Source organism: Chitinophaga sp. YR573 (assembly GCF_900110995.1).
GTDB lineage: Bacteria > Bacteroidota > Bacteroidia > Chitinophagales > Chitinophagaceae > Chitinophaga.
Map to the genome: position 1 here is coordinate 941575 of NZ_FOJF01000003.1, position 26529 is coordinate 968103.

Consider the following 26529-nt stretch of genomic DNA (forward strand, 5'->3'; position numbering starts at 1 on the left):
TCTATTGTGTGGAAATTCTGGGCAGTGAATTCATGTATTCCTGGGGAGACGCGTTAAAATGCTTTTGAAAATTCCTGCTAAAAAGACTGTGAGTACTGTAACCGACCATCCTGGAAATCTCAGCCAGACTAAACTCATTTTCAGCAATAAGGCAGGCTGCCTTTCTGAGCCGGGTGATATCAATCAGTTCTTTGGGTGATAAAGCAGAAAGAGATTTAATTTTCCGATAAAAAGTGGGCCGGCTCATATTCATATGTTCTGCCAGCATATCAATATCCATTTGAGTATCCCTGATATTTTTACGAATATAATCATCCAGTTTTTTCAGGAAAATTTCATCCGTTTTTGAGTGAGCCATCACCCGCACATCTTCAAATGGCGAACCCGCAAAATGAGTTTTTATCTTTAAGCGGTTATTAAGCAAATTGGTAATTTGTATCTGAAGGAATCTGGGAGAAAAAGGTTTTTTAATATAAGCGTCAGCGCCGGCCTCCAGCCCTTTTATATGTGACAGATGAGTGTTTTTGGACGTCAGTAATATGATCGGAATATGGCAGTATTCAACATTTGATTTGACCACCTGACATAGTTCAAACCCATCTATCCCCGGCATCATAATGTCTGATACGATGAGATGTATCATTTCTGTATCCAGAACCCGCAGCGCGTTTTCAGCATTTTCTGCCCGATGTACTTTATAAGTATCACCTAAAACTTCTGATAGAAATTCCAGGATATCCTGGTTATCATCTATAATTAAAATGCTTTCAGTCATAGTTATTCAGATTAAACTCGAATTTTTGATGTATCGGTAATGTTAATACAAAAACGATTTCATTGATACTACCCGAAACCAACTCTAAAGATCCGTTATGTAATTCTGTTAACGACCTGGCCAGAGGTAATCCAATGCCTGTTCCTGGCTTTTCCTTGTTGTTGAGCCTGAAAAATGGCTCAAAGATTTTTTCCTGAAATTCGGCCGGGATCCCTTTCCCATCGTTACTGAAAATAATTGTAAATTTTTCGTCGCCGGCATTGAGGGGAGCCATCTTTATAGTAGCCCAGCATGCTGCATACTTAATGGCATTGGAGATCAGGTTACCGCATATTTTAATCAACGCTTCCCTGTCTACAAATGCCATAATATGGATTTCAGGAAGATCTGTATGTAGACTTATTTTGCTCTCTTTAGCAAGTTCTCTGAATGAATCTGTTTGTTCTGTGAGCAGTTTATTAATGTCTGCGTTTACAAAGTTTAATCCGAACTGTTCTATTTCGGTCTGCCTGAAATCCAGCAACTGCCCGGTAAGGTCTGTCAGTCGGTTTGCATTCTTCTGCACCATCAACAGGCTCTTTTTAATATTCGGCTGGTCCTCTGCCATTTTTAGCAATCTTTCGACTGGCCCTACAATCAGGGTCAGGGGTGTTTGAATTTCGTGTGCAATGTTGGTGAAAAAATCAATTTTAAACTGATAAATTTCTTTCTCTTTTTCGTGTTCAAATAGCCGGAGTTTAACGAGGTTTTTATTGTTCAGGTAACTATGATAATAGCGGATCAGCAGGAACAAAATGGCTCCTGAAATCAGCATATATAAAAAGTAAGCAGTATTGCTTTTCCAGAAGGGGGGTAAAATGCTGATAAACAGGCGCCGTTCTTTACCAGCCCAGCTGCCGACATTACTTTCTGCGCGTACTGTAAACGTATAGCTCCCTGGTGCCAGGTTTGTAAAATAGGCGTTTCTGTTGGTGTTAAGATATGTCCAGTCTTTATTTACCCCGGTCATGAAATATCTATACCTGGTGGCCCTGGCGGAAGAGTAATTCAGTGCAGCAAACTCAATACTGAAATTATTCTGATCGTGGGTCAGCACAATGGTATCTGTAAATAGAATTGAATCTTTATTGTTTATCTGAAACCCGGTAATGTAAATTGGCGGAGATACGTCTTTGGTGCCAAAATCGGCGGGGTTAAAGGCGATCATTCCTTTCACAGATCCGAAATACATTTTTCGGGTAGCGTCTTTGTAGGCCGAATTGTAATTGAACTGATCTGTTATGAGCCCGTTCGATTGCGTATAAGTCTTACACTGTTCGGTGCGTAAATCAAAACAGATAAGACCTCTGAGTGAACTTATCCATAAGTGTTTCGAATTATCTTCCAGGATACAGAACACTGCATTACTGGGTAAGCCGTTTTCTATTGTAAATTTTTTAATGGTTTTCCGGTCTGGATTTAACTTTATCAGGCCACCGCCGGCAGTTGCAAACCATAGTGAGTGATTGCTGTCTTCAAAAATATTATACACAGGAAATTCATTGAGCTGCTTATCGCCAAAGCGGATATTACCATGTTTGCCGGTTTTACGATTATAGTAAAAAGCACCTTGCGATACACTGCCAGTCCAGATATTTCCCTGTTTGTCTTCAGTGATGTCAAAAACATACGAGTTATAGGGTATTTGTTTAACACGACTGAATGTTTTGTGTTTCCTGTCATAAAGAAATAACCCCGAGCCATTATATGCAGTACCAACCAGTAAGGTGCTATCCATTGTGAGATAGAAACGAAGTACAAAATCACTGTTTTTGTCACCAATAAACTGAAAGCGGTCAGTCACTGTTCCGGTGCGTGTGTCCATTATTTCCATACCATGTAAAAACGGACCAATGAATAACTGATTATCGAATGCTAAAAGACCATGGATATTGGGGTAGGAGATAGCACCCTTTTTTCCCGTTGCAGCATAACGGGTAAATTTCCCTGTTTTTACATTGAACTTATTGATACCTGCATCTTCGGTACCAATCCATAAGTTGCCTCTGGTATCAGGACAAATTGTTCCCACAGCGTTGCCTGATATGGAGTTAGTGCCTTGCAGGGGATAATATTTTTCAAACCGGGCATTCTCTGCCGAATAATAATTTAAGCCACCAAAAAAAGTACCGGCCCACATACTACCCTGATTGTCTTTGCATATTGTATAAACAGCGTTATCTGAGAGAGAATAAGGATCACTGATCTGTTTTCGTAAATGCTGGCTTGTGTTGGTGGGCAGGTCGTATACATATATACCTGATTCAGTAGCTATCCAGTAATGCTGATTACTGCCCGCAGTGATATCACGTACATATACATCGGTATTATCATTGTTGCGAAGAGGTAATGATGTAATTGTACCTGTTTTAGTGTTATAACTTTTCAATCCCTGTTTAAAACACCCTACCAGAATTTCTTTATCACTGACGGGACATATTTTGCTGATAGATCGCATATTTGCGGGTATATGCTGATCAATTATCCGAACATCCTTTTGCTGTGAATAGATGCTGATGACGCCATCGTCATTTCCCACCCACAAATTTCTGCTGCTGTCAATAGCCACACAGGAAGCATGTAGTTTTAAATCTTCAACTTTTTTCTGCTTCTGATCATATTTGTAGAGGGAGTAATTAGCGAGGAACCATAAATTATTGTCGCTGTCAATCACAAGATGGCTGATGTATGTTGGCGGGGCGTTGTCAAGTGGAGTAAAAACTTCGTTACAGGGATTATACATAAAAATACCCTTACCTGTACCAATCCATAACATGCCGTTTTTATCCTCGGAGATAACGTTTATCACATTATTCCCTATACTGCCAAATTTGTTCTTTTTGTTTTTGTAAGTTTTGAATGTATAACCGTCAAAACGGTTTAATCCTCCTCTGGTACCAATCCACATGAAACCTTTACTATCCTGTAAAATGGACATCACTGAGTTGTGTACTAATCCATCATCAACCTGATAGTGTGTAAAATAATATTGCCCACAACAGGATAGTGTGGCAAGCTGTAATATCAGGCTTACAAAAATGGCATGAGGGAATAATTGCATAACGTTAATTCAAATATAAACAAATGTCCGGTTTGGAAATGAACGAATTTCCCTGTGATTGAAAATCAATTATTTGTAAATAGGGTGAGATAAATCGACAAAAAGTTGAACAGATTATGCACTATCTATTCGTTTATTTTGAATGGCACTAAATCAAAAATATCCTATGAAAAAAGAGTTATTTACTACAACGGCTATTGCCATCGCATTGCTGGCGGCCGGTTGTCAAAAAAAGCAATCGGAGAGTATTACGAAGTTAAGTCCCCCCACGACGCTTGGCATTGCACCTGCATTGGGAACACTGGTGGATAGTGGCATCTATCGCATCAGGGGATTCTCTTCATTACCAGCCGGCCCGGTAGTTGAAGTTACCGGAAACACAACTGCTGACGGTGCAAAAATTCAGCAATGGGGATGGTTTCCCAATAACGGACAGAAATGGAAACTTATAAAAACCGATGCTACTTATTATAAGCTGGTCAATGTTACCAGTAGTAAATGCCTCCAGTCGCCATCGGCAACTTCGGGAGAGGCATTACAGCAGGGTACTGATGATGGCTCTGATGCACAACGTTGGGCAATTGGCTATTCCGGCAGTAACAATATTTTTTCACTGACCAACAAGGAAACAGGCATGAAAATGGTTGTTGATCCTGAAGATAGTGTACCAGGTAGAAAAATCAGACAGGAAAGTAGTGTAACAGGCACACAGGATCTCTTTGAATTTCGGAACCTCAATTTTCAGAATCCTTTAAGTACTAACAGCCGTCCTGATCCCTACATAGCGCAAAAAGATGGATATTATTATTTCCTGTGTACTAAAGGCAATAGAATAACCATTGCGAAAACCGCATCTATGTCATTACTGGCGACTGTGCCTGAAACCACCGTCTGGACTCCTCCCACAGGTACAGCGTATTCATCTAATATATGGGCGCCTGAATTATATTTCCTTTCAGGCAAGTGGTATATTTATTTCACTGCTGATGATGGAGTATCGAGTGATACTCACCGTATGTTCGTGCTGGAGAATCCCAATGCTGATCCAACAACCGGAACATGGACATTCAAAGGAAAGATATCTGATTCAACTGATCAATTGGCTATTGATGGTTCGGTACTGACCGTTAATACAAAACATTACTTCATATGGTCGGGTTGGGAGAATGTAGCTACCAAATATAAACAATATATATACATTGCTTCCATGCATACCCCATGGAGCCTCAACGGTACCAGGGTAGCAATATCATCGCCTACCAATACCTGGGAAAAATATGAACCCAATTCAATAGGAGTTGGCGTTAATGAAGGTCCCATCATGCTGCAGAAAGATGACAGCAGCCCGGTATTCATTATATTTTCAGCAAGCCGTTACACGAGTGACAATTATTGCCTGGGGCAGATACAGTTAAAAAGCGGAGGTGATCCCTTGGTTGCGGCCGACTGGATAAATAAGAAGCAGGTGTTTGTCAGAAATGATGCTAACAATGTTTATGGACCAGGGCACAACGGATTTTTTACCAGTAGTTATACCGATGCAAACGATGTGGTGCATACCGAAAACTGGTTTGTATATCATGCGCGCAGTGTAGCCGCCACTCCAAGCGGAGGCAGACAACCAAGAATGCAAAAACTAACCTGGAATGCAGATGGATCACCAAACTTTGGCGTAGCCGGAGCAACAGGTGTTAACATCCCCATTCCGATAGGTGACTAAATGTAATTTATAAAACAGCCCGCCATTACAGACGGGCTGTTTCTATTGAGTCTTGGTTTTAGGCCATACTAACTTCCTGACTCACTGTGCTTCCATACACCAGTGAACCACCTACCCAGGTTTCCAGCACACCGATATTTCGCATTTTCATATATGGATCTATCATAGTAAGCGGGTCTTGCTGCAGTACAACAAAATCTGCAAAGTTGCCTACTTTCAGTGAGCCTGTCCACTGTTCTGCATTACATTGCCATGCAGCATCGTAGGTGATTGCCTTTAATGCCTGTTCGTGCGTAATGCGTTCAGGTGCATTGAGGATACCGCGTTTAGGATCGGCCTCCATTCTGCGGGTAACGGATTGCTCCATCATTCTCAAAGGCCCCAGTGGGCTTACCTGATTATCACTATGTAGTGTTATCTGCATACCTGCTTTTATCGCACTATTACAAAGATCAAGCATACTTGATTTTTCTCCGAAGATAGCTTCCTGGAAAGCATATCCCCAATAACCTACATGGCCAATCAGGAAACTTGGAGAGACCTCCAGTTGCTTCATTGTATTTAAGTCATCCTGGGTTGTTAAAGAGCAGTGTTCTATTCTATGCCGTACGCCCGTTACAGGTCTGGGAATAAATTCCTGAAACGCCTTAATGGCAAACTGAACGGCCAGGTTACCATTTGCGTGGATCATTACAGGCCAGCCTTTCTTTTTGATAATAATTTCCATCAGGGCTTCGAAATCCACTGGTGGCTGCTGTGGCTTTGTATCATCTTTTCCCCCGAAATTATATATACCATAGTTGTCTTTTGGGTTACATAAATACGGTTCAGACTGATAGGCTGTTAATCCCTGATTGGAACCATCCGTAATTACTTTTACGTGCGAGATATAGACATTCTTGTAATCTGTAGGAGGAGTAAATGGCGGTAACTGTTCCGCATCTTTTATTTCATTACATACCTGGGCGGCGCCAATGCGTACAGTAGCTGTGTTCACTGCTAAATAAGCATCCAGTAATGATTTCAGGCCATCGGTCATGCCTGCATCATACATAAAGGTCACTCCTCTCGAATTGGCTGTATCGAAAATCTCTTTCAGATAGATGAATGACTTCAGGAACATGGCAGCTTTCTGTAGCGGAGGGATTGTTTGCATGGCCGGGTCCATACCCGCGGCTTGCTGCAATTGCCCTTTTGTTTGACGTCTGTATTCGTTGAATGAGAAATAACCGTTTAATGTGTGGAAGTTTGCCGGATTGTCCCATACTAACTGCAGCGCGGGCGTGTTCAGATAAAGTGTATGCATTGAAGCACTGATTAACATTACCGGCGCGGTGTCGTTAATGCTATCCAATAGATCTATGTCTATAGTTATTAGCTCCTTATTATTTTTTTGCAAGGGCATTAAAGCCGGATCAATGCCTGCTCCCAGGAACCAGTGGTTCGTTGTTAGTTTAGCTACACCACTCCTGATGATCTCGCTCACTGAAGCTATATCATAACCTTCACGCAATTCCTGTCCATTAAAGCCTCCCACATCGGCCCAGCCCATTAATATAGCTGTGGGTACAAGATGCACGTGTGGTTCTATTAACCCGGGCAGTAAGGTGTTCCCTTCCGGCAACTCCCTGGAGACAAAGCCGGGATGATTCTGCTGCATGAATGCATATACCTCTGCTTCTGTTCCTGTGGCTACTACGTATCCATCTGCGAAGCCGATGGCTGGTACTGTTTCAACTGATCCGTTGATCATTGGCCTGATAGTGCCGCCTGTAACCATAAACGGCTGGGATTGTTCTTCTTTGGCAGCAGCCTTTTGGGTAGGGAGCTTTGCAAAATTCTCCGGACTGAACAGCTCATCTTTTAAGAGTGTGATAATAGGATTGTTACAGGCACAATGTGTGCAGGAATGGTGGTGGTGTTCCATGTGATTTGAGGTTTTGGTTATTTATGAGCAAAGAGCACACAGCATATAACACCAAACGTTTATTATTGTTTTTGAGGGCTTAAGATTTTATTTAAAGGTTGATCTTTTTCAGCCAAACAACATATTTACTACTCTAAAAACAAAGAATAAATCTTAAACTTTCTGCAAACACCAGGTGGTCATGCACCGTAAGTTTTGCACATTGGTGGTTTTTATAGGTTCGTGAAGCCGGGCGTTGAGGCTTTGGGTATATTGAAGCAGCAATTGCTGGTTAACCAAAAAACGTTCACTGCCATCGGGCAAAAGATAGCGGCCATTGCTCAGGTTCTGCACCAGCGTTTCAATCCCGATATCCGATGCAAGTCTTGCAAATAGATAACCGCCGGGTTTCAGTACCCGCCACATTGAGTGGATCATATTATCAAAATGATCAGGACTGTTCGCGAAGTGCAATACCGCGCTGCTGATCACCAGGTCAAAATAATTATCGTCAAAAGGCAGGTTTTCAGCCGAAGCAACTACAAAATTCTCTTTGGAGTTAGCATGGGCCAGCGTTTGTGATAATTGTTTAACTGCTGATACCGCATTGGGATTAGGGTCAATGCCATACACCTCATAGCCGTTTCTCAGGAAGTAAGTCAGGTTACGCCCGCCTCCGCAGCCTGCGTCGAGCACCTTTTTACAATTATCATAAGTGCCTTTAAGCAGTTGGTCGAAAAGGTAAATATCTATGTTCCCGTAAAGTTGCTGAAGTTCTGATTGCATGGATCAAAGTTAAAGGATAAGCAGCTTGACAGTAATTTTATTGATAAGAATAATATTGCTAATTTGAGATTAAACAGGATAATTACAATGCTTACATATTAGTCTTGAATATCACGCACAACTGATCCGGGAGGAGGCAATGTTAATCGGAACATTTTCTTAATAAAATCTACATCCGGAATAGTTTATTCTGTTCTGAGATCATTTGCAGAATTTGTCATAGCAGCTTTAATAGTATGAAAACTAATGGTGAGTAATGTAATTCCTATTATTGCGCCTCCGGCTATCAGGAAAACATCGGGGCTAATACGAATATGATAGGCAAATCGCTGCAGCCAACTGCTCATAGCCCACCAGGACAGCGGAATTGCAATGCCCACAGCAATGAGTACGGATAGTAATAAATCCCTGAATAATAACAGTATCACATTGTTCGCCGTTGCTCCCAGCACTTTGCGTATGCCTATTTCTTTACGTTTCCTCTCTACCGTGAACGTTGCCAGGCCAAACAGACCCAGGCAGGATATCAATACTGCCAATCCTGTGAAGTATTTTGACAATGCAGCTACCTGCTTTTCTGCAATGTATTGAGCCTGGAAATCTGCATTCAGGAAATTGTAGTCGAAAGAAAACTGGGGATTGAAGGACTTGTAGAAGGTACCCAATTGGGCAATCACTTTATTTTCCATACCTGGGCTGATCCTTACCAGGATAGTCTGTGTCTGATGGTCCAGCTCAATGAATAAGGGCTTTACTGACTCATGCAGAGATTCAAAATGAAAGTTTTTGACCACCCCTGCAATTTCACGGTGTTTACCTGCAAAATTGATACCTTTTCCCACCGGATCTTTTAGTCCCAGGGCTTTAATGGCCGCTTCATTAAAAATGATCTTTGATCCGTCTGTGCCGAAATTTTGGGAAAAAGTGCGTCCGGAAAGCATTTTAATCCCCAGGGTCTCTATTAAATCATAGGTGCCGTGAAGGTTCCTGAACATAATTATTTCTTCCCGTCCATTTTCCTTCCATGAAACAGGTATGCCTGGACCGCCCAGTATGTTGCCCACCATAGCAGAAGCATTTACAATTCCTGGTATCTTTTTCACTTCGGAAAGAAATGCTGGGATGTTGGTCGCTACACTTCCTTCAGACTCAAAGTAGATCACATGATTTTTGTCATACCCCGGATTTTTTGTTTGTATGTAGGTTATTTGTTTATACACGATCAATACTGCCACAATAAATATGACCGACAGGCTGAACTGAAATACTACCAATCCTTTCCGGGCCCATAATTCCTCAATGCTGTTACGGACCTTTCCTTTCAGTACAACCACGGGATTAAAACCGGAAAGGTATAAGGCAGGATAACTGCCAGCTATTAGCCCGGTGAACAGCGTAATGCCCAGAAATGATAATATAAGGTTAATGTCTGCATGAATTACTAATTGCTTTCCTGTAATTTCATTGAAACGGGGAAGTAGTAACTGTACCAGCAGTAATGCTATTATCAGCGATAAGAAGGCCATTAGCAAAGCTTCTCCCAGATGTTGAAGTATCAGTGTTTTCCGGTCGGCACCCATTGCTTTGCATATACCAATTTCCTTCATTCTGCCGGATGCTTTTGCCGTGGAAAGATTCATGAAGTTGATACAGGCGATGATAAGGATAAAAAGTGCTATCAGGGAAAATAGCTTTACATATCCGATTCTGCCACCCGATTGTATCCCGTTCTCATAGTTCCCATACAGATAATTTTCGCCATAGGGCTTCAGAAATAAATTACGATGAGTGCCTTTACTGTAGTTGCTCATAAAAGTGTTGAGCTTATCATTGAAATGTGCTACGTCGGTACCTTTCTTTAGCACCAGATAAGTGTAAAAAGGACCGGAATTGTTTTGGCTGTTCATTGTTCCCGTTATTCCCATAATGTCTTTAAATGCTGCAAATGGGAATACCAGATCGAATTGTACGGAGGAATTGGGAGGTGTTTCTTTAAAAATACCAGCAATAACACTCTGCTTTTTGAGATCATATATTTGCCAGTCAATAGTTTTTCCAATAAGGTTTTCAGTTGTATGGAATAATTTCATGGCAAGTTTTTCCGATATTACAATAGCATGCTTATCGGCCAGGACTTGCATACGACTGCCTTGTAAAAGAGGGTAGGAGAAAATATTGAAATAGTCTTTGCCAGCAAATATCCCCGCTACTTTAACAGTATTATTGTCTTCAGCAGAAAGGACCATCTTCGGGAACCATGAAGGAGGTGTACTGGCTGCCGCATATTCCACCTCTGGCATTGTTTCCATTAGGGCTTCTGCCAGTAAGGCCGAAGTCTCGGGAGTTGTATTAATCCCTCCGGCATGTGGGCGTTGCTCCATTACCTGGAACAATTGAGGACCTTTTTCGTGGAACTTGTCAATTGTTAGTTCATCATACACCCACAAATAGATCAATAGAGCACTGGCAAGACCTGTAGATAACCCTATCAGATTAAGGGAAGTAAACAGACGGTTTTTAAGGAAATGACGACAGGCAATCTTAAGATAGTTTCTGAGCATAATTATTTCTTAATACATGAGGGTTAAAGTCACTAAGAAGATGCCAGATTATTATTATACTAATAACAGTAAAATGTGCATGATTAAATTTGTGCATATGTCCGGTTTTGATACACTGCATGTGCGCTTTTGTCTCATTCTGAACCAGTCAAGTTAAGCAGAGATTTTAATATATGGAAGAATAGTGTCTCTAATATAAAAGCATTTTTTGCGGACTTCCACAGGTATATTGAACCTGTTAGTCTTGAAGTGGAATTCTGTGCTTTTGAGGGTGAGCACGCCGTAGCAGTGGGATACCTGACTTCAAAGATTTTGAAATACGATAAGCTTTTTTCGACAGCATTTACAGCTACATTTAAAGTGCAGGAAGGGAAGATTGTGAAGTATCATTTTCTGGAGGACAGTTATAGGCTGAATGAAATGATGAATTGATGAAAGGAGGGTGCCTCTTTTATTTAAGACACCCTCTACTTACACAAATGAAGTCAAATCAGAATACGACAGATGACTAGTGTTCAGTTAGCTTTTCATGGTGAGGACTATTATTGTTTGATGATTTTTTCTTTGATCACATTGCCGCCGTTATGAATGATCATAATGTAGGTACCGGGTACAAGTGTGCTCACATCAATAGTCTGGTTCCCTTTATTAACCTTTCCTATCTGAACCGTTTTTACGATTGCACCATTTATATCCAGTAGCTGGAGATAAGTATTTGTGCCTGCATTCAATCCTTCAAACTGGAGGGCAAGGTTGTTTGAGGTGGGATTAGGGAAGGTTTTAATTGTTGCTGTTGTTTTTGTTGTAACGGTGCTTTCAGGTGTATCTCTTGATGCCCTGCGGGACAGAATCAGATCAGACTCACTGCCCATGAAGATGGCTGCGATTCCTTCATCGGCTTGTGTATCAGTGTAAGATGGAGCTCCTATTATGATATCTGTATATCCATCTCCATCTATATCGCCCGCATTTGCCAGGCTGGTTCCCAGGTCAGACCAGGACCTGTCAGACCGTATAGTTGCCATCGTTGTATTTGTTAAACCTGAGGGAGAGCTGGGATACACGTACACCCGCCCTGAATTTGTGAGTCCGTTAATGTCTTCTCTGGGTGCCGATGCAATCACGTTTGCAAAGCCGTTCCATGTCAGCTGTGATCCCAGGAGTGCAGAATCCTGACTACCCGTTATCGTAGTGGCCAGGGTGTTGTAAAAACCATTACTATTACTACTATAGACATACAATGCACCTGCATGGTTTCCAAAATCCTTATCACCGACTACCAAATCGCGATATATATCACTGTTGATATCCCGCCCGGATAGAATCGCAGAACCGAAGGATACTGAGTTAGCAGGGGCATGTATCACCGTAGTAGCTGCGGAATCAATTGTCTGGCCACTGGGACGATAGAGATAGATTGCGTTATCAGCTACTACTATTGCTAAAAGGTTCCTAAATTGGTCTACAAACCCTCCAGTGGCTACTTTTTTTCCAAAGCCTATAGTCCCACTGATAGCCAGTTGTTGGATCAATGAATATTTGATACCCCTGGTATTGCCAAAATAAACGGAAACATATCCCTGACCTTCGGGTGCTCCAATCATGATGTCATTGGTACCGTCAAAAAAGAGGTCCTGAATAATGGCAACACTGGAACCAAACCGGTCTCCTTTTCTTGTTGAACGGATAATTTCAGGAGTGGTATTTAAACCAGTGGCTGATCCATAATAAAGATATGCATACCCGGTATCCTGCGAGGTCCATGAACCCGCATTATAGGGAACACCTACCAGCACATCACCATAACCATCTCCATTCACATCTCCGGAACCGGCTATTACCTCTCCGAAATGCCCGTTTGCAACATTTCTTTCAAGCATGGTAAATTGGTTGGGGTTTATCCCATTTGCGGAACCATAATAAACGAATACGGCTCCTTCCTGTGTCTGACCATTGGTATAATATGGCGCTCCCACAAGTATATCACTGAATCCATCCCTATTTATATCTCCGGCAGCGGCAACGGTAGTACCCAATCGGGCACCAGCCTGGTTTTGTCTCAGCAGGGTTTGGGCATTTAGTATTGTCATATCTCCCGCAATGACGGTAACGGAAACCGGATATGTTGCCTGTGCATCATCCACAGCAATCTCTACCTGATCCTGTTGTAAAGTAAAATGGGCAGGTAGCTGTTTACCTTTTGCGTCAAGTACCTTCAAGTCGCTGTAATTCAGCTGTTGGTCCTTGTTTTTGAACTGGACACCATTTATGCTTTGGTAGATGGCGCTCCAGCCATTGCTTACCTGTAGCCGGACCGTCAGTGCGCCGGCAGGTTTGTTGATGATGAAGTTTTGCCGGATGCCCTGTTCATCATTTATATACTCCACTTTGAAGTGATGATCATGATCGAATTGAACGGCATTGTCATGCGTGGTTACAAGAGGCTGAGCGGCTGGCTGATATCCGCCTACGTCTGTTACTGTAAGGCCAAATGTCCAGTGTTGTGTCGCATCCTGTGGCGTAATACTTAATTCACTGGCAGTGTAACTTGCGCAAATACCATTCTTTGGATTTGGGTCTGTAGTGGCATGAACAGAAATAGTAATGAGAAATAAAAGTACTGATAAGTAGGGCTTTTTCATCTTGTGGGTTTTAATAAGGGTTATATATAGGGTTGAAAATGCGGGTAACAAATATCATTGCACATTAATCGTAAAATACACCCAATCCGGGCTGGTACATGCAGTGCCCGAACAGTTGTTTCCAAACGTCGTAACCTTCACATTCCGGTACCGTACCTCAATATTACTTGACACCAATCGGGGATTTCGTCTGAAACAGGGGTGTGAATCATTGTCGGTTGTGTACTTTTTCGACATCCATAAAAACAAAGGGATAATACAATGGCACACAATGCCATCAGGGGGAACTTGTTCTTGGTTCGCATAAGGTTTTAATTGGTTAACAGTAGGCAATATACTAAATTATTTGAACGGCAGCGACGCTTCGTATTCATGTTAAGCCGTTAAAATCTCCCTAACTGATGATTGACAAATCTTTACTTTAATTGTTCTTACATAAGAATTTTTAAATTCCAGTCTGAATAATATAGAGAATGTATTATAATATTGATTATAGGTAAGCAAAATCTGGTGGTCAACAGTTTTTGCATTTAAATTTATCGTCTTGCTATTAAGGATTTGTGTTTAACAGATCATCAACAACCTACTCTGTCCGGATTTTTCCTTTGGCGCACGGTGAAGACAAGGAGGAACCTGACTTTCAGGATGATCAACCGCCAACCTCCATAGGTGACCAAGGCCTAAGCTTATTGGACGTGCATCAGGTTCTGCCTGATAGTGCAGATCAAAGAAATGTTCACTTAAGAATGACTCAAAACCTTCATCTGCTCCATGATATAGTTTTTTGAGTTCATCACGTATTTCCGGAATAAGTACTTTCTTTTTGCCTTGTGAATTTGGCAATATTTCACTCGATTCGCCATAGTAAGTGCATAAAAAGGTATCGGTTGGTATAGGAGAGCGATCTACATGAAAAGAATAAACATCGGTTGGAAAAAAGGGGTATGTATCATCCCGATCATAGTATTTGATCACATTAAGGATTGGCGATAAGCCATGAGCTTCCAATACCTTCAAGTCATTTAAAAGAATTTCACGGGCAAGTTGCCCTTGTTCACTCAACTGAAGTTCACAAAGTTCCTCTTGTTCAATTACCGTTATATTTCCGCTTAGCACTACCTTTTTAACAATCTCAGAAAAATCACCTGTTAGTTTACGAGTCCAGCAAATCGCATTCATTTCTCCGCTAAATGGCGTAGAAACAAGGTCTTGAAAATTCGTGACACAGTGAATTTGATTCTCAGTATGAGATAAACCTATCATGATAGTTAATATAAATATACAATCATTTGACAATCAGGTATGGGTGTAGCAACCAGTCAAGCCAGCACAAATACTGATTGAAAAACTTTTGATGAAGATACATTAACAGGTACTCAGATTCTAAGAAGTATTGTTAAGAAAAGGGATTGAACAGGTTCATCCTACGTTCATCCTACGTTGCGAACGTAGGATGAACGTAGGATGAACCTTATCAATACCTGTTCAATTCTGCTTTACATAGGGTCTTATTATAATCTGTGCAGGTGTATCATACCGTTCACAGAACATTTTAACCACTACGCGGCGTAAAGTACTCATTGAGCACAATCGTTTTGAAAATACACATATGAGCGGAATTTTTGTCAATGATGATGCCTCCTGTCGTACACAATAACATAAAAGTACTTGATAACTATTTTTTGTTTACATGGGTCAAAACTACTGGAGGCAAAGAGTACTGGCAACATAAAGATTTCAGGCAATACAATTTATAATGCTTCATCAATAGATAATGTATTAAAATTTGTTGACTGTTCAGATATCTCTGTATCTGATAATAAACTACTCAAGAAATAATAATAACTTTTATTATATTATAATTATATATACTTTGTGTTATTATGACCCGCTTTAGTAATAACCTATATTTGCTGATTTTCGCGGGCCTCATTCTGTTTCCACGTATTTCATTTGCACAGTTGCAGATTAATTCAATAACAAGTACACCCAGTACCTGCTCCAATAACGGAAGTATTACCGTTAATGCATCTGCAACTTCACTGCCAATGCTTTACAGTATAACAGGAGGTCCTGTAACACAACCTATACAGACCGTTAATGTATTTAATTCCCTTCCGCCAGGCACGTATACTGTGAAAGTTACTGATGCAGCATCGAACAGCACAACCGGAAGCATCACCATCGGGGGCAATTATTTACAGCCGGATATGAGTCCGATCAAAAGTCCGCCCTATTGCATCGGTAGCAGTACCGGCCAGATTATCGGCAACAGGATAGCAGGAACAGGCAACGGACCTTATACATGGCAACTTTTATCACCTTCTCCGGTTACTACCGCCCCGCAGGTTTCCGATACATTTAATAACCTGCCTGCGGGTAATTATACTTTGCGGCTAAGCGATGCCTGTGGGGGTTTCAGAACGATAGTAGTAACGCTGTCTGATCCTCCCCCTTCTAATCTATCTTTTCAGATTCCACCACAGGTAAATATGATAGGCTGCGATTCAGCAATAATAACGATGCATATGCGTGCTGATTTGTATCGGTTTCCACTTACATTAACATTTGTTACAAATACAGGTACTTTTACCACCAGTACCCCTACACGGATAGATACAGCAAACTGCTGCAATTATTTTACCGTTGAGCAGATTATTCCCAATTTTACCTATGGTAACTCTTTACAGATAACCATCACCGATAACTGTGGCAGCGTTATTGCTACCCAAAAATCTTATGCCAAATCATTTGTCTTTTGTCCTGTGCTAACTTCACACTTTGCCAACTGTATCTATAAAACAACCATTAATTATGATCTTAATAATCGTGCTTGTACCGGGCCGGATACACTATATACAAGCATGAAGCCACCGCTTATATATTCTGTTACGGACGTACTCACAAATACGATTGTTGATGCAGATACCCTTCCCGGATACCTTGCCAATAATGGTTACTTCCAGACAAGCGGCTTCAACACAAAAGATCTCATAACAGATAAGACATATAACATTGCTATTAAGGATGCCTGTGGACGAACTTTTCTCCAGCAGATGTATGTCCCTGCCCAGGCTACTCCTCCTGCACCACGGATATCTTACAAACAATTGTATCGGGACGGATGCCTGGATTCCACTGCCAAGATTTCGATCAGTGTTGACTATTTCAGACGACAGCCTCAACTGGTGCTGTTATCCGGCCCAGCAAGAATGGGAAGTAAGAAGCCAGGCTATGAATATGAAAGCTCTTATTCTTATCCTGATACATTCCAGATAACAGGAGTTGGTACGAATACCTATTCATTTGATATCAATAATTTATCAGCAGGTACTTACCAGTTTAAAGTAATAGACAGCTGTGGATCGGAATTGTTTGACAGCTTTATAATATTACCTGCACGGGTGACTGACTTTCATCATCGTTTTAGTTATAAAAGAGGATGTTTGGGCAGAAACGAATTACACTATAATATCACTGCTGCTAACGGCTTTATTCGTATCAGGAATCTTAGCACAAGTGTTGAAACCTATAAGTATTACCAGTCGCAGGATTTTGATACACCTATACATGATTCAGCTACCAATCTGGCATCAGGAACATATGAGGTTATCTTTAATTACACCTCCTATTTTGCATCCAGCATACCTGCAAACAGCACTGTGGTGCCTTGCCAGGAAATAAGAGATACTGTTGTGATTGAAGGCTATCAAACGCCTGCCGTCATCGCGCATAATTATGTGTCATGTAAACAGACAGCCTTGCTGGAAATAGTTGCAGACAGCAGTAAAGGAGTACCGCCATATGAGTATGAAATCGTTGCCGGGCCAGCCATTTTCCCTATGCAGACAAGTAATTTCTTTGCAGTAAATACGCCGGGAACATATACTGTAAGAATTTATGATGTTTGCGGCAATGCATCTACTTCGCAAATAACGGTGACGCAGATTGTAGTTCCTCCTGTCACGGTACTCTCATTCTCCTGTAACAGTAAGCAATTAACTTTCGGTTCATCCTCTTTTTACACCTACAAATGGACTGCACCTAACGGAACAGTATTTACAGGTGATACGCTTAATATCAATCCTGTAACCCCGGCTGATACCGGTATATATACCATTCAAAGAATCACCGATATTAATGGTTGCCGGGATACGTCATATAGTACCTACCATCTTGAATCCACCAATATATATGAACGGATAGAACGTATTTGCCCGGGCAATAGCATCACTATCGGGATGCATACCTATAACAGCACAGGGCAATATACAGACACGCTGAAGAATGTTAAAGGCTGTGATAGTATTGTTTTTTTACGCCTCACCGTTCTTCCCCTGAAGCGGGATACTGTATACAAATCTATCTGCCCTGGAATGCAATTTCAATTTAATGGAAAATTGTATTCAACTGCGGGCACTTACAGCGATACTTTGGCCACTTCTACCTGCGACAGCATTGTTACACTTGTACTTTCTGCAGCGCTAAAACAACAGTCTGTCAGTCTTAGTATATGTGAGAATACGCAGTATAATTTTAATGGTAAGATATTAACATCACCCGGTATTTACCGTGATACCTTAGCTACTACCACCTGTGACAGCATCGTTATTCTGGATCTGTCTGTGTTGCCTTTAAAGCGTAGCACATTCGACCATACAATTTGTGTAGGTGATCAATTTAATTTTAATGGAAAAATCATTACCACTGCTGGTAGTTATACAGACACACTAAACACTGCCTCTTGTGACAGTATCGTAACGGCAAACATATCTGTTGTTTCTCCAACGGTACAAATTACAGTGAGTCAGCAAACGATAATGGCCGGAGATATGGTACAGTTACAGGCCACTGATGCACTTAGTTACTTATGGAGTGGTGCAGGTGTTATTTTCAACAATGTGGCTATATACAATCCAGGCGCTACACTTCCGGCTTCTGCATGGATATATCTGCAGGCAACCAGTAATCCGGATGGCTGTATGATGGGAGATTCTGTATTTATAAACGTCATTGATCGCGCCACATATTGCGTAGATACCTATATCTATATGCCCTCTGCATTTTCTCCGAACGGGGATGGGTTGAATGATGTTTTTCGAATTGTGAGTAGGAAAATATCGCTTAAAACTTTCAGGGTTTTTAACCGCTGGGGTGAACTGGTATTTGCTACAAATGATTTAAATACCAGCTGGAATGGAGAGTATAAAGGAAAACGATTGCCAGGAACGTATGTTTATTATGTTACTTATACGGACTGTATGGGAGAAGCAAAATTAATTAAAGGAACAATTACGGTGATCCGTTAAAGTATATCTGCCCGGGATACTATCCCCGGGCAGATACAGGCGATGCCTTGTCCACCGCCAGTGAGTTAATTGACCGCAATTTCTTTTTAATCTTTTAGCCCGAGATACGCTTTTACCTCGGCATAATCGGACCAGTTTACCGGAGCAGCCGATCTTGCCTCTGTATTGCCGGGCACTATCATGTATCTGTATTGTTGATACTTTGTACCATCATTGGCCAATGTAGTACCCACATCCGCATTGGAATACAACTGAATCTTTTGCGTGTAAGCCGTGACGTTGATGTAAATACCAGATCTGGCATTATAAGGCAACGGATAAATGACAGGATCACTTGCTTTATTAGTGTTGATGTATACTTTTACATCTGCGGTACTCAGCAGTGCCTGGGTGAGTTTAGGTGCGTCAATAATGGCATAGAAGCCTATCGTATCAATACTACCGTTTGAATTATGTATGGTGTCGGGTTTATACGGCACATCCAGCCAGTCGGAATAAATCACAGTGCCGGAGCTGCTATCACCGGCAGGACCAGCAGGACCGGCTGGTCCTGTCGCGCCGTCTTTACCACAGGATATCATGAACATAACAAACAATAGTCCTGACAGCAGGACTAATGGGGAAATAAGATTACGTCTTTTCATATATGAGTTAGTGTTAAGGGAATGAAGGTTAAGGATTTCATACCTGATTCTGATTTAAGGGGAGCCAAAATACAAATTTTCTCAAAAAAATGCAATAGGCCAGTTAATATTGGTTATTAGTGCACTGGGAGAGGAAATCGGCTGGTGGGGTTTCGTGACCTGCTATTTGAAAAATACAGCTATATTGCAACGTCGCTGATTACCGGCGCTCTTATCCAGCGCCGTATAAAAAAACACAATCCCTAATGAAATTGTTGGTAACGTTTATCTTATTTTTTGGCTGTAGTAACCTGATTGCCCAACCTCGTACCCTGCCACTGACGATGGGCGTTGCGCCCGAGCAGGCATTTAAAAAAGTGTTTAATACCGATACGGCTCATTTTGAAAGCAGGGAAGCCAGTGAGAACGGAAAGTGGTTATTTGTGTCCTACGAAAAAACGGACACGTTTAACTTTAATTCGCCTTTTTATAAGAATAATGATAACAGAGACTACATAAGCGTCGGTATTGCATTTTACGAAAAACAACCCAACAACTACCAGCTGAAATTCACGAACGACAATGCATTCTACTGTGCTACCTGTAACAATGTAAAAGGACAGGGATTCACTTTAAATAATGATACTATTTTTATCCGTATATCATACGGCCCCAGCGTAGCTTGGGCGAATGATAGGTTTCAGTTTATATATAACAGAATTAATAACCGCTGGGAGCTTTCAGAAGCACAGATAGATATGGCCAATGATGAGAAGGAAATTACGAACGAACATATACACTTCCTCAGTGCGTCAGGTGTATACCTGGATAGTTATGCCGCAGAGTACGTGCATTTTGAAAACTACCCCTCCGAAAAGGCAGTCAGAGTGTCTCTTACTTATACACCGGGGCATTACAATGCATTGCTCGATTCATTGAAACGATTCCCTAAAGAACACTACAAATATCTGTCTAAAGTATTCTCCACCGATAACGCGGAAGACTTTCTAAGTAATGAAGAGATTCAGCTACCCCTGATCCCTGCTAATAATATCGGCTACTTTTTTGAGCAAGCTAATTCCCTGGATGTTGCTAAACAGTTCCTGGATCATGTAATAGCTGCATATCCTAAACGGGAAGTGGCTTACTATAACCTGGGCGATGTCTATAAGAAGAAAGGTATGAAGAAGGAAGCTATCGATAACTACAATACTTATATTTCCCTTATGACAGAAAGAAATCTTCAACATAAAATACCACAGTCCGTAAAAGACTACGTGAAGTAAATGAGTAAAAAAAGCGACGCTGTGGCGTTCAATTGTTCTACAAGGAATGGTCAGCAGGGCTTTACTTTAGTTCAGTTTGGTGCAGCCGTTTTTAAACTGAGATCAGTTAAGTTTCAAGTTTAATCAATAAATTAAGTTCAGTGGCCGGGCGGACGGAATGCTAATACTCCCACCTGCTGCAAACCCTGGACGTTGGCTGTAAGTTTATGAGAGCATTAATTTTCATAGTTTCTTTACTATCTTTTTCGTTGTCGTTTGGACAGATTCATAACGATTTGAAAGAGTATGGCTATAAAGGAAAAGTAAAAACCATAACAACTTATAATTATGACACACTTTCGTTCGACGAGAAAAATAAAATTTTAGACAACAGATTTTGGAGAAATAAAATTGTTTACATTTTCGACACAAGTGGAAACTTCGACACAATTTTTTCATACACACAATTACCAATAACCATAGACACAGTTTATACTTTCAAAACAGCTTATACTTACTCACAACAGACAAAAATTGCTTTAAGAATAAACGAAAAAAATGAAATTACAGATACAGTAAAATTTCTTTGGTTAAATGACACAACATATCAAACAACTGAAACTGCTGTTAGTGGACAAGTCAAACTATTAGGATATTTATTCTTAAACAAAAACTACAGAGACAAAGCTGGCAAGTACACAGGCTATGACGAAAATAGTAAAATTGATTATAACGAGAAATATGAAAACCTTATTAACGACAATGGACTTTTGACGAAAAGCTTTCGGACAGATTTGCTTACAAATACGATGACAGTAGTTAGCTATAAATATTTCGACTTTGACAAGTTTGGCAATCCAACAAAAATTTGGTTATCCAACTTGTTTGACAAGAAAGTGTTTAGAATTATTGTGAGAAAATTTGAATACTACTAGGAGAAAACCTACAGCCAACAAGTGGTTTTCGGCAAGTGTGGCTGGACGATGTAACTATTTAAGTGTGCGATTATTTATGTGTGTCTTTTAACAGACAGTGTTTTTCTATCAGCTCCTGCACCTCATTACCGTACATGAGTGTAAATCCTAGTTGTATGGCGTACTGAAGATCCTCACAGGCTTTCTCCTGCTGTTTCATAGCAAGGTAGATGAGTGCTCTGTTACGGAAAGCATAAGAGTTGGCCGGGTAATATTTGATCGCGAGCTCAATATCTTTGAGAGCCCCTTTCAGATCGTTCTTTTTGTATTTTACGTAGCCTCTGTTGTTATAGGCTACACCATCGTTCGGAGAAAGTTCAAGCACTTTGTTGAACATGGCGATCGCCTTTTTGTATTCACCGAGATCCAGGTAGCGGAAACCCAGATTGCAGATGGCACTGGATTCATTCGGGGAAAGACGTATGACTTTCTCCAGGTACGCGATACCATCCCTTGGCTTACCAAGATCATCGAGGATGCTACCCATACCGATCAGGGCTTGTATGTTGAGAGAATCAAATTTCAGGGCTGTCTTAAAGTCTTCATATGCTCCCTGGAAGTCACGTTCCATCTGGCGGGCGCTACCACGGTTGCCAATCGTAGTGTACTTCAATGTATCGTCGTCTTTGATCAGTTTTAAGGCCCGGTTGTAGTCGTCGATACTCTTGTTCGGCATCTGTATAGACAGAAAGGTGTGTGCACGATGAGAGTATATGTAAGGATTTTCCGGGTCCAGCATGAGTGCGGTGTTAAAGTTGAATAGCGCGGTATCTGCGATATGCTTACTCATATAGATCTCACCGCATAGATCAAAGTAATCTGGATTATTGTGGTTGCTAATCAGGAGGCGGTTGATGATGGTCAGGGCCTCATCATATTTTCCTTCGACGAGGAGGGTCTGGGCCTGATCGAATAGTAATGAGTCTTGTTTTGTTTGCTGCGCAGCAGCGAACAGGGTTACCAGGAGAAGTAACAAAGTCATTATTGATTTCATATATAGGGAAAATGTTGCTCGAAGATATCATATTTTTTGTCAATTGATCAAGATCCGGGACGTATATTCGATAATGAAACTCAAAGGAGAGGTACTCAAATACATATCTGAAATGGCGGATCAAATCGGAACTATTACACAGAATAACATAGGCATAAATACTCACCAGTTCTTTCGACTTTAGCCATTGCAACGATTGTATCACCTGCATCTTCATTTCATCCGCTGCCAGTAAATGCTTCCAACTGTTGATGGTGGCCGTCCAAAAGTATAGCTCACCATACAACATAGCCGACTTACGCTGCTCATACTCGTTGTTCATATGCGGGAAGGTAAGCTATACAACCATTCCGGTACGTGGGGACACGTACCAGGGGAGGGGAAGACGTATCACCGGGAGTATGACTTGCTTACCTGCCTAGCAGGTCTGCCACGGGTTGTACGACATGCGCTCTGCGTATACTTTGCACGCCGGCTTCACTCATACCGAAGTGTTTTACTTTGCCTTCGGCAATTAAATCTTTTACGGTTCCGGCAACGTCTTCAATAAGCACATTCGGGTCCACGCGGTGTTGATAAAACAAGTCGATATAATCGGTTTGCAGATACCGGAGCGAGTTTTCCGCCACCTGCCTGATGCGTTCCGGGCGACTATCCAAACCATCTGTATTCTTGCCGTTTTTAAAGCCAAACTTGGTAGCGATGATTACTTTATCACGTACATCGTGCAATCCACCCGTTTATTCAAACAAAAAGTAGGCGTTACGCCGAATGATTACCGGATGATGAATTAAATGAACTCATTTAAAATTTCATACCCACCCGCTGCCGCTGGGGTGAAGTACGACAATTTCTGCTTGTCAATAATAGTGGCAGAATGCGTTAAAATCAGTAAAATATCGACATGGCAGAATAAAAAATCTCTGTAAATCAATTGATTACAGAGCCTGATCGTGCCCAGTAGCGATAGATTCTCGAACCAATTAACGTTGATTATAATCGCTTTGTGTAAAAAAGGTCTGTTAAAATAGTGAACATAGGAAAAGATCTTTTCCTATTATATCTTTGACGTAGTATGTTTTCAAATCCTAAATTTCTCAGACCTATAGCACTATTGATTGTAATATTTGCAATTGCCTGTGGCAAAGAAAAAAATGACCACGGTGCTGATATCAGCACTAAACCCAATAAAGTGTATTATGGTTTTTACCCCAATAATATAGCATTTTATACCTGGAGAGATAGTATCTATTACCTCTCTGATGGACGTATTGATAAGGTAATATCTAAACGTCAGGACTACTTGTATGATAGTATTTATTCTCAGTTTGGATATAATACCAATGGGCGGGTAGAGACATTAAGAATGAGATCACCTGGTGGTTTTTACAACGAAGATTATGATTTTCATTACGACACTCTGGGCCGAATGGATAGTATGCACATATTAGATTATGGTTCACTCTCGGATACAATAAATGGCAGGTTTTTTTATGATAAAAATGGAAGGATCAGTGAGGTGAAGATGTTTGGGATACCAAAGGATACTCCTGTTGTATTTGCACATGTTTATTACTTTAGGGATGCTGCCGGAATATTGGATTCCAGCAGAGTTGTACGTGAGGTTAATGCCTTCTCGGATACGGAGAGCTCTGCAACAATTATGTATAATGGTGCTAAATCTCAGCAGAAAGCGTTTATAGACCATGATTATTTGTTGTTTCTGGCATTGAGAGATAACCCCCATTTGTTTTCCTCAGGTGGAGAGCAAAATATTAGTGATCAACTGTTGAATCCGGATCAGTTAATATTAAAGAGCTACTCCAGAAATTTGCGTAATAGTGGCAATACAGCGAATGATGCGGAAATTACTCCTTTTACGGCGGATTATTATTATTATCCTAATCAGTTTGTAAAGATGCTCAGTATCTATTTTTCATCTAATGAGCGACTGAGGCTTGTACTGAGATTTGAATATCCGCGGTACAAACTGGATTAAGAAAGTTGGGACTAAGGAAAGAGGAAAAGGGGCTGAGAACCATTTTATTCTATTTATCGAACTTTGCGCAATCCTTTAAAACATAATAATAGTCTAAGCATGGACCCGCAAACAGCAAAATATATCATAGATCATTATTTAGGTCTTCTTTCGTTCGAAGAACGAGGTCCAATTCAGATGACACTCGCTGCTTATCTGGGAGCGTCTTTAGATCTAAGTAATCCTATAAATACTCAACCCAATCCTATAGCTACGAAATTTTATCGGAAAAACGGGTGGCTTTCAGACGATCAGGATTCATCAGATATGCTGAAAATGGGTCAGGATCAATTTTATATTCTGATTGCCAGTAAGCTTAAAGAGCGATATGAGTCTGAAATATTTATCAATAACTGTCCTAAATGTGGTAAACTCTGCAGAACACCCCTGGCAAAGCAATGTCGCTATTGTGTGTATGACTGGCATTGATGTATCACGACTTTTATTAGTATCAGAATAATAACAGTTTAATTGTCCGGCAATAATTGGTGGAAGAATAGCAGTATTGGTATGTATCATGACATGTGTCAATTATGTGTCAGGAACAATGATAAAAGGAGTTAGCCATCACCGCCTGGCAAATGGTTATCTGTACCTTTACCATATGCACGAAGTTGAATCCGCATATAAGGTCTATGTAATGCATACATTGTTTGAGAGTTACCAATAACGACGAACTATTCTGAAGGATTGGTTATATGTTTCTTTAGAACTGAAACGTCCTAAATTGAGTACAATAAACTTTATAACATGCGAAAGCTTATTTATGGCATTAACATTAGTTTGGATGGTTGCTGCGATCATACCAAATTCAGCGGCGGAGATGATATTCTCGAATATTTCAGGGAACTGCTGGAAGACGTCGATCTGATCATTTACGGGCGGAAAACTTATGAACTGATGGTCCCTTTCTGGCCGGAGGTTGCTCAAACGCAATCAATGAATGAAGCTGCAAATGCATTTGCTAAGGTGTTTGCTAAACTTAAGTGTATTGTCGTTTCGCAATCCATAGACAGTGTAGATAACGAACAAACAATGATTATCCGGGATAATGTGAAGGAAGAGGTCTTAAAGCTAAAACAGTTACCCGGTAAAGCGATATCCACCGGCGGCGTGGAGTTACCAGCCCGATTAATCGAATGGGGGTTGATAGATGAATTCCATATGGTCGTTCACCCGCTGTTCGTTGGCCAGGGACGGCGATTGTTTACCGAAATGTCCTTGCCGGATATTATGGGTTTAAAACTAGTGGCGTCGAAAACGCTGAGTAACGGGTGTGTGGCACTGCGATATGAAAGGATTTGACGCCTAACGGAAATAGGAAAGCTCATTAATGAAAAACTTATGGAAATAAAAAAGCCTTTTGGTAATTTTAGAGTGACACTTTTAAAATGAAACAAATGGGACATAAAGAAAGAAATATCTCACCCAGAAAAATAGAAATTGCCAATCAGTTTTTGTTTGAGCTTGACAAACATCTAACCGAACTAAAAACGGGACAAGTAGAAAAGTCGATCAAACTCAATGAAATTGCAGAACGATTGTTTATAGTTCCTAATCATATGAGCGACACTGTAAGCGAAGTATTAGGCAAATCGCCTTGCGAAATCTACGAGAATAAATTAGTAGAAATTGCCAAAGAAATGCTTGAAAATTCAAACAAGCCAGTCAACGAAATCGCAAGAACTTTAGATTACGATCCCTCTAATTTTACCAAATTCTTTAAGAGTTATACAGGATTAACGCCCTCTAAATACAGAAAGTCAAAAACAGAATACCTCACCATTTAAACAGAATACCTCACCATTTATTTCCCTCAGGGCTTTCTAGTTTTGT

At 40.8% G+C, this 26529-nt stretch carries 18 protein-coding genes; 8 read left to right on the forward strand and 10 right to left on the reverse strand.

Annotated elements, in window-relative coordinates; translation table 11 throughout:
* Nucleotide 1: 1 nt before the first annotated feature.
* Nucleotides 2–775: a response regulator transcription factor gene (locus BMW86_RS30245; protein ID WP_089787368.1), complete on the reverse strand. Its 774-nt coding sequence runs from the start codon at nucleotides 773–775 to the stop codon at nucleotides 2–4.
* On the reverse strand, nucleotides 768–3875 hold the full coding sequence (locus tag BMW86_RS30250) for a ligand-binding sensor domain-containing protein (protein WP_089787370.1): 3108 nt from the start codon (nucleotides 3873–3875) through the stop codon (nucleotides 768–770). Before BMW86_RS30250 ends, BMW86_RS30245 begins: the two co-directional genes overlap by 8 nt.
* A 166-nt stretch (nucleotides 3876–4041) precedes the next feature.
* Between BMW86_RS30250 and BMW86_RS30255 the strand changes: the two genes are divergently transcribed.
* Entirely contained in the window at nucleotides 4042–5595 is a 1554-nt protein-coding gene (locus BMW86_RS30255) for a family 43 glycosylhydrolase (protein WP_177189444.1), read from the forward strand.
* A gap of 58 nt (nucleotides 5596–5653) precedes the next feature.
* On the opposite strand, the gene BMW86_RS30260 is transcribed toward BMW86_RS30255, so the two are convergent.
* The 5 genes from BMW86_RS30260 to BMW86_RS30285 all read right to left on the reverse strand — a co-directional run bounded on the left by BMW86_RS30260 (nucleotide 5654) and on the right by BMW86_RS30285 (nucleotide 14753).
* Entirely contained in the window at nucleotides 5654–7522 is a 1869-nt protein-coding gene (locus BMW86_RS30260) for an amidohydrolase (RefSeq protein ID WP_089787375.1), read from the reverse strand.
* A 153-nt stretch (nucleotides 7523–7675) separates the two neighbouring features.
* Complete coding sequence (locus BMW86_RS30265; RefSeq protein ID WP_089787377.1) at nucleotides 7676–8287, reverse strand: class I SAM-dependent methyltransferase; 612 nt, start codon at nucleotides 8285–8287, stop codon at nucleotides 7676–7678.
* Between the two features lie 185 nt (nucleotides 8288–8472).
* On the reverse strand, nucleotides 8473–10848 hold the full coding sequence (locus BMW86_RS30270) for an ABC transporter permease (RefSeq protein WP_089787379.1): 2376 nt from the start codon (nucleotides 10846–10848) through the stop codon (nucleotides 8473–8475).
* Between the two features lie 542 nt (nucleotides 10849–11390).
* A complete protein-coding gene (locus tag BMW86_RS30280) occupies nucleotides 11391–13490 on the reverse strand; it encodes a T9SS type A sorting domain-containing protein (RefSeq protein WP_089787384.1) in 2100 nt (699 codons plus the stop codon).
* 564 nt (nucleotides 13491–14054) lie between these two features.
* Complete coding sequence (locus BMW86_RS30285) at nucleotides 14055–14753, reverse strand: hypothetical protein (protein ID WP_089787386.1); 699 nt, start codon at nucleotides 14751–14753, stop codon at nucleotides 14055–14057.
* 647 nt (nucleotides 14754–15400) lie between these two features.
* Between BMW86_RS30285 and BMW86_RS30290 the strand changes: the two genes are divergently transcribed.
* On the forward strand, nucleotides 15401–18799 hold the full coding sequence (locus BMW86_RS30290; protein WP_177189445.1) for a gliding motility-associated C-terminal domain-containing protein: 3399 nt from the start codon (nucleotides 15401–15403) through the stop codon (nucleotides 18797–18799).
* Nucleotides 18800–18885: 86 nt separating this feature from the next.
* On the opposite strand, the gene BMW86_RS30295 is transcribed toward BMW86_RS30290, so the two are convergent.
* On the reverse strand, nucleotides 18886–19443 hold the full coding sequence (locus BMW86_RS30295; RefSeq protein WP_143056739.1) for a hypothetical protein: 558 nt from the start codon (nucleotides 19441–19443) through the stop codon (nucleotides 18886–18888).
* Between the two features lie 245 nt (nucleotides 19444–19688).
* Here BMW86_RS30295 and BMW86_RS30300 point away from each other — a divergent pair, with 245 nt between their 5' ends.
* Together BMW86_RS30300 and BMW86_RS30305 are read left to right on the forward strand one after the other, a co-directional pair.
* The gene (locus BMW86_RS30300; RefSeq protein ID WP_089787391.1) at nucleotides 19689–20708 is read left to right on the forward strand and encodes a tetratricopeptide repeat protein; all 1020 of its coding nucleotides are present in this window, start codon (nucleotides 19689–19691) and stop codon (nucleotides 20706–20708) included.
* A 206-nt stretch (nucleotides 20709–20914) separates the two neighbouring features.
* Nucleotides 20915–21622 (forward strand): hypothetical protein, encoded by a 708-nt coding sequence (locus tag BMW86_RS30305; protein WP_089787393.1) that lies wholly within the window; start codon nucleotides 20915–20917, stop codon nucleotides 21620–21622.
* 70 nt (nucleotides 21623–21692) lie between these two features.
* On the opposite strand, the gene BMW86_RS30310 is transcribed toward BMW86_RS30305, so the two are convergent.
* Entirely contained in the window at nucleotides 21693–22655 is a 963-nt protein-coding gene (locus BMW86_RS30310) for a tetratricopeptide repeat protein (RefSeq protein ID WP_089787395.1), read from the reverse strand.
* A gap of 410 nt (nucleotides 22656–23065) precedes the next feature.
* Nucleotides 23066–23386: an aldo/keto reductase gene (locus tag BMW86_RS30315; RefSeq protein ID WP_255373045.1), complete on the reverse strand. Its 321-nt coding sequence runs from the start codon at nucleotides 23384–23386 to the stop codon at nucleotides 23066–23068.
* A gap of 344 nt (nucleotides 23387–23730) precedes the next feature.
* Here BMW86_RS30315 and BMW86_RS30320 point away from each other — a divergent pair, with 344 nt between their 5' ends.
* The 4 genes from BMW86_RS30320 (at nucleotide 23731) to BMW86_RS30335 (ending at nucleotide 26483) form a co-directional block, all read left to right on the forward strand.
* The gene (locus BMW86_RS30320) at nucleotides 23731–24654 is read left to right on the forward strand and encodes a hypothetical protein (protein WP_089787397.1); all 924 of its coding nucleotides are present in this window, start codon (nucleotides 23731–23733) and stop codon (nucleotides 24652–24654) included.
* A 99-nt stretch (nucleotides 24655–24753) separates the two neighbouring features.
* On the forward strand, nucleotides 24754–25122 hold the full coding sequence (locus BMW86_RS30325; RefSeq protein WP_089787399.1) for a hypothetical protein: 369 nt from the start codon (nucleotides 24754–24756) through the stop codon (nucleotides 25120–25122).
* 321 nt (nucleotides 25123–25443) lie between these two features.
* The gene (locus tag BMW86_RS30330; RefSeq protein ID WP_089787401.1) at nucleotides 25444–25998 is read left to right on the forward strand and encodes a dihydrofolate reductase family protein; all 555 of its coding nucleotides are present in this window, start codon (nucleotides 25444–25446) and stop codon (nucleotides 25996–25998) included.
* Between the two features lie 95 nt (nucleotides 25999–26093).
* Complete coding sequence (locus tag BMW86_RS30335) at nucleotides 26094–26483, forward strand: helix-turn-helix domain-containing protein (protein ID WP_089788271.1); 390 nt, start codon at nucleotides 26094–26096, stop codon at nucleotides 26481–26483.
* The last annotated feature ends 46 nt before the right edge of the window (nucleotides 26484–26529 follow it).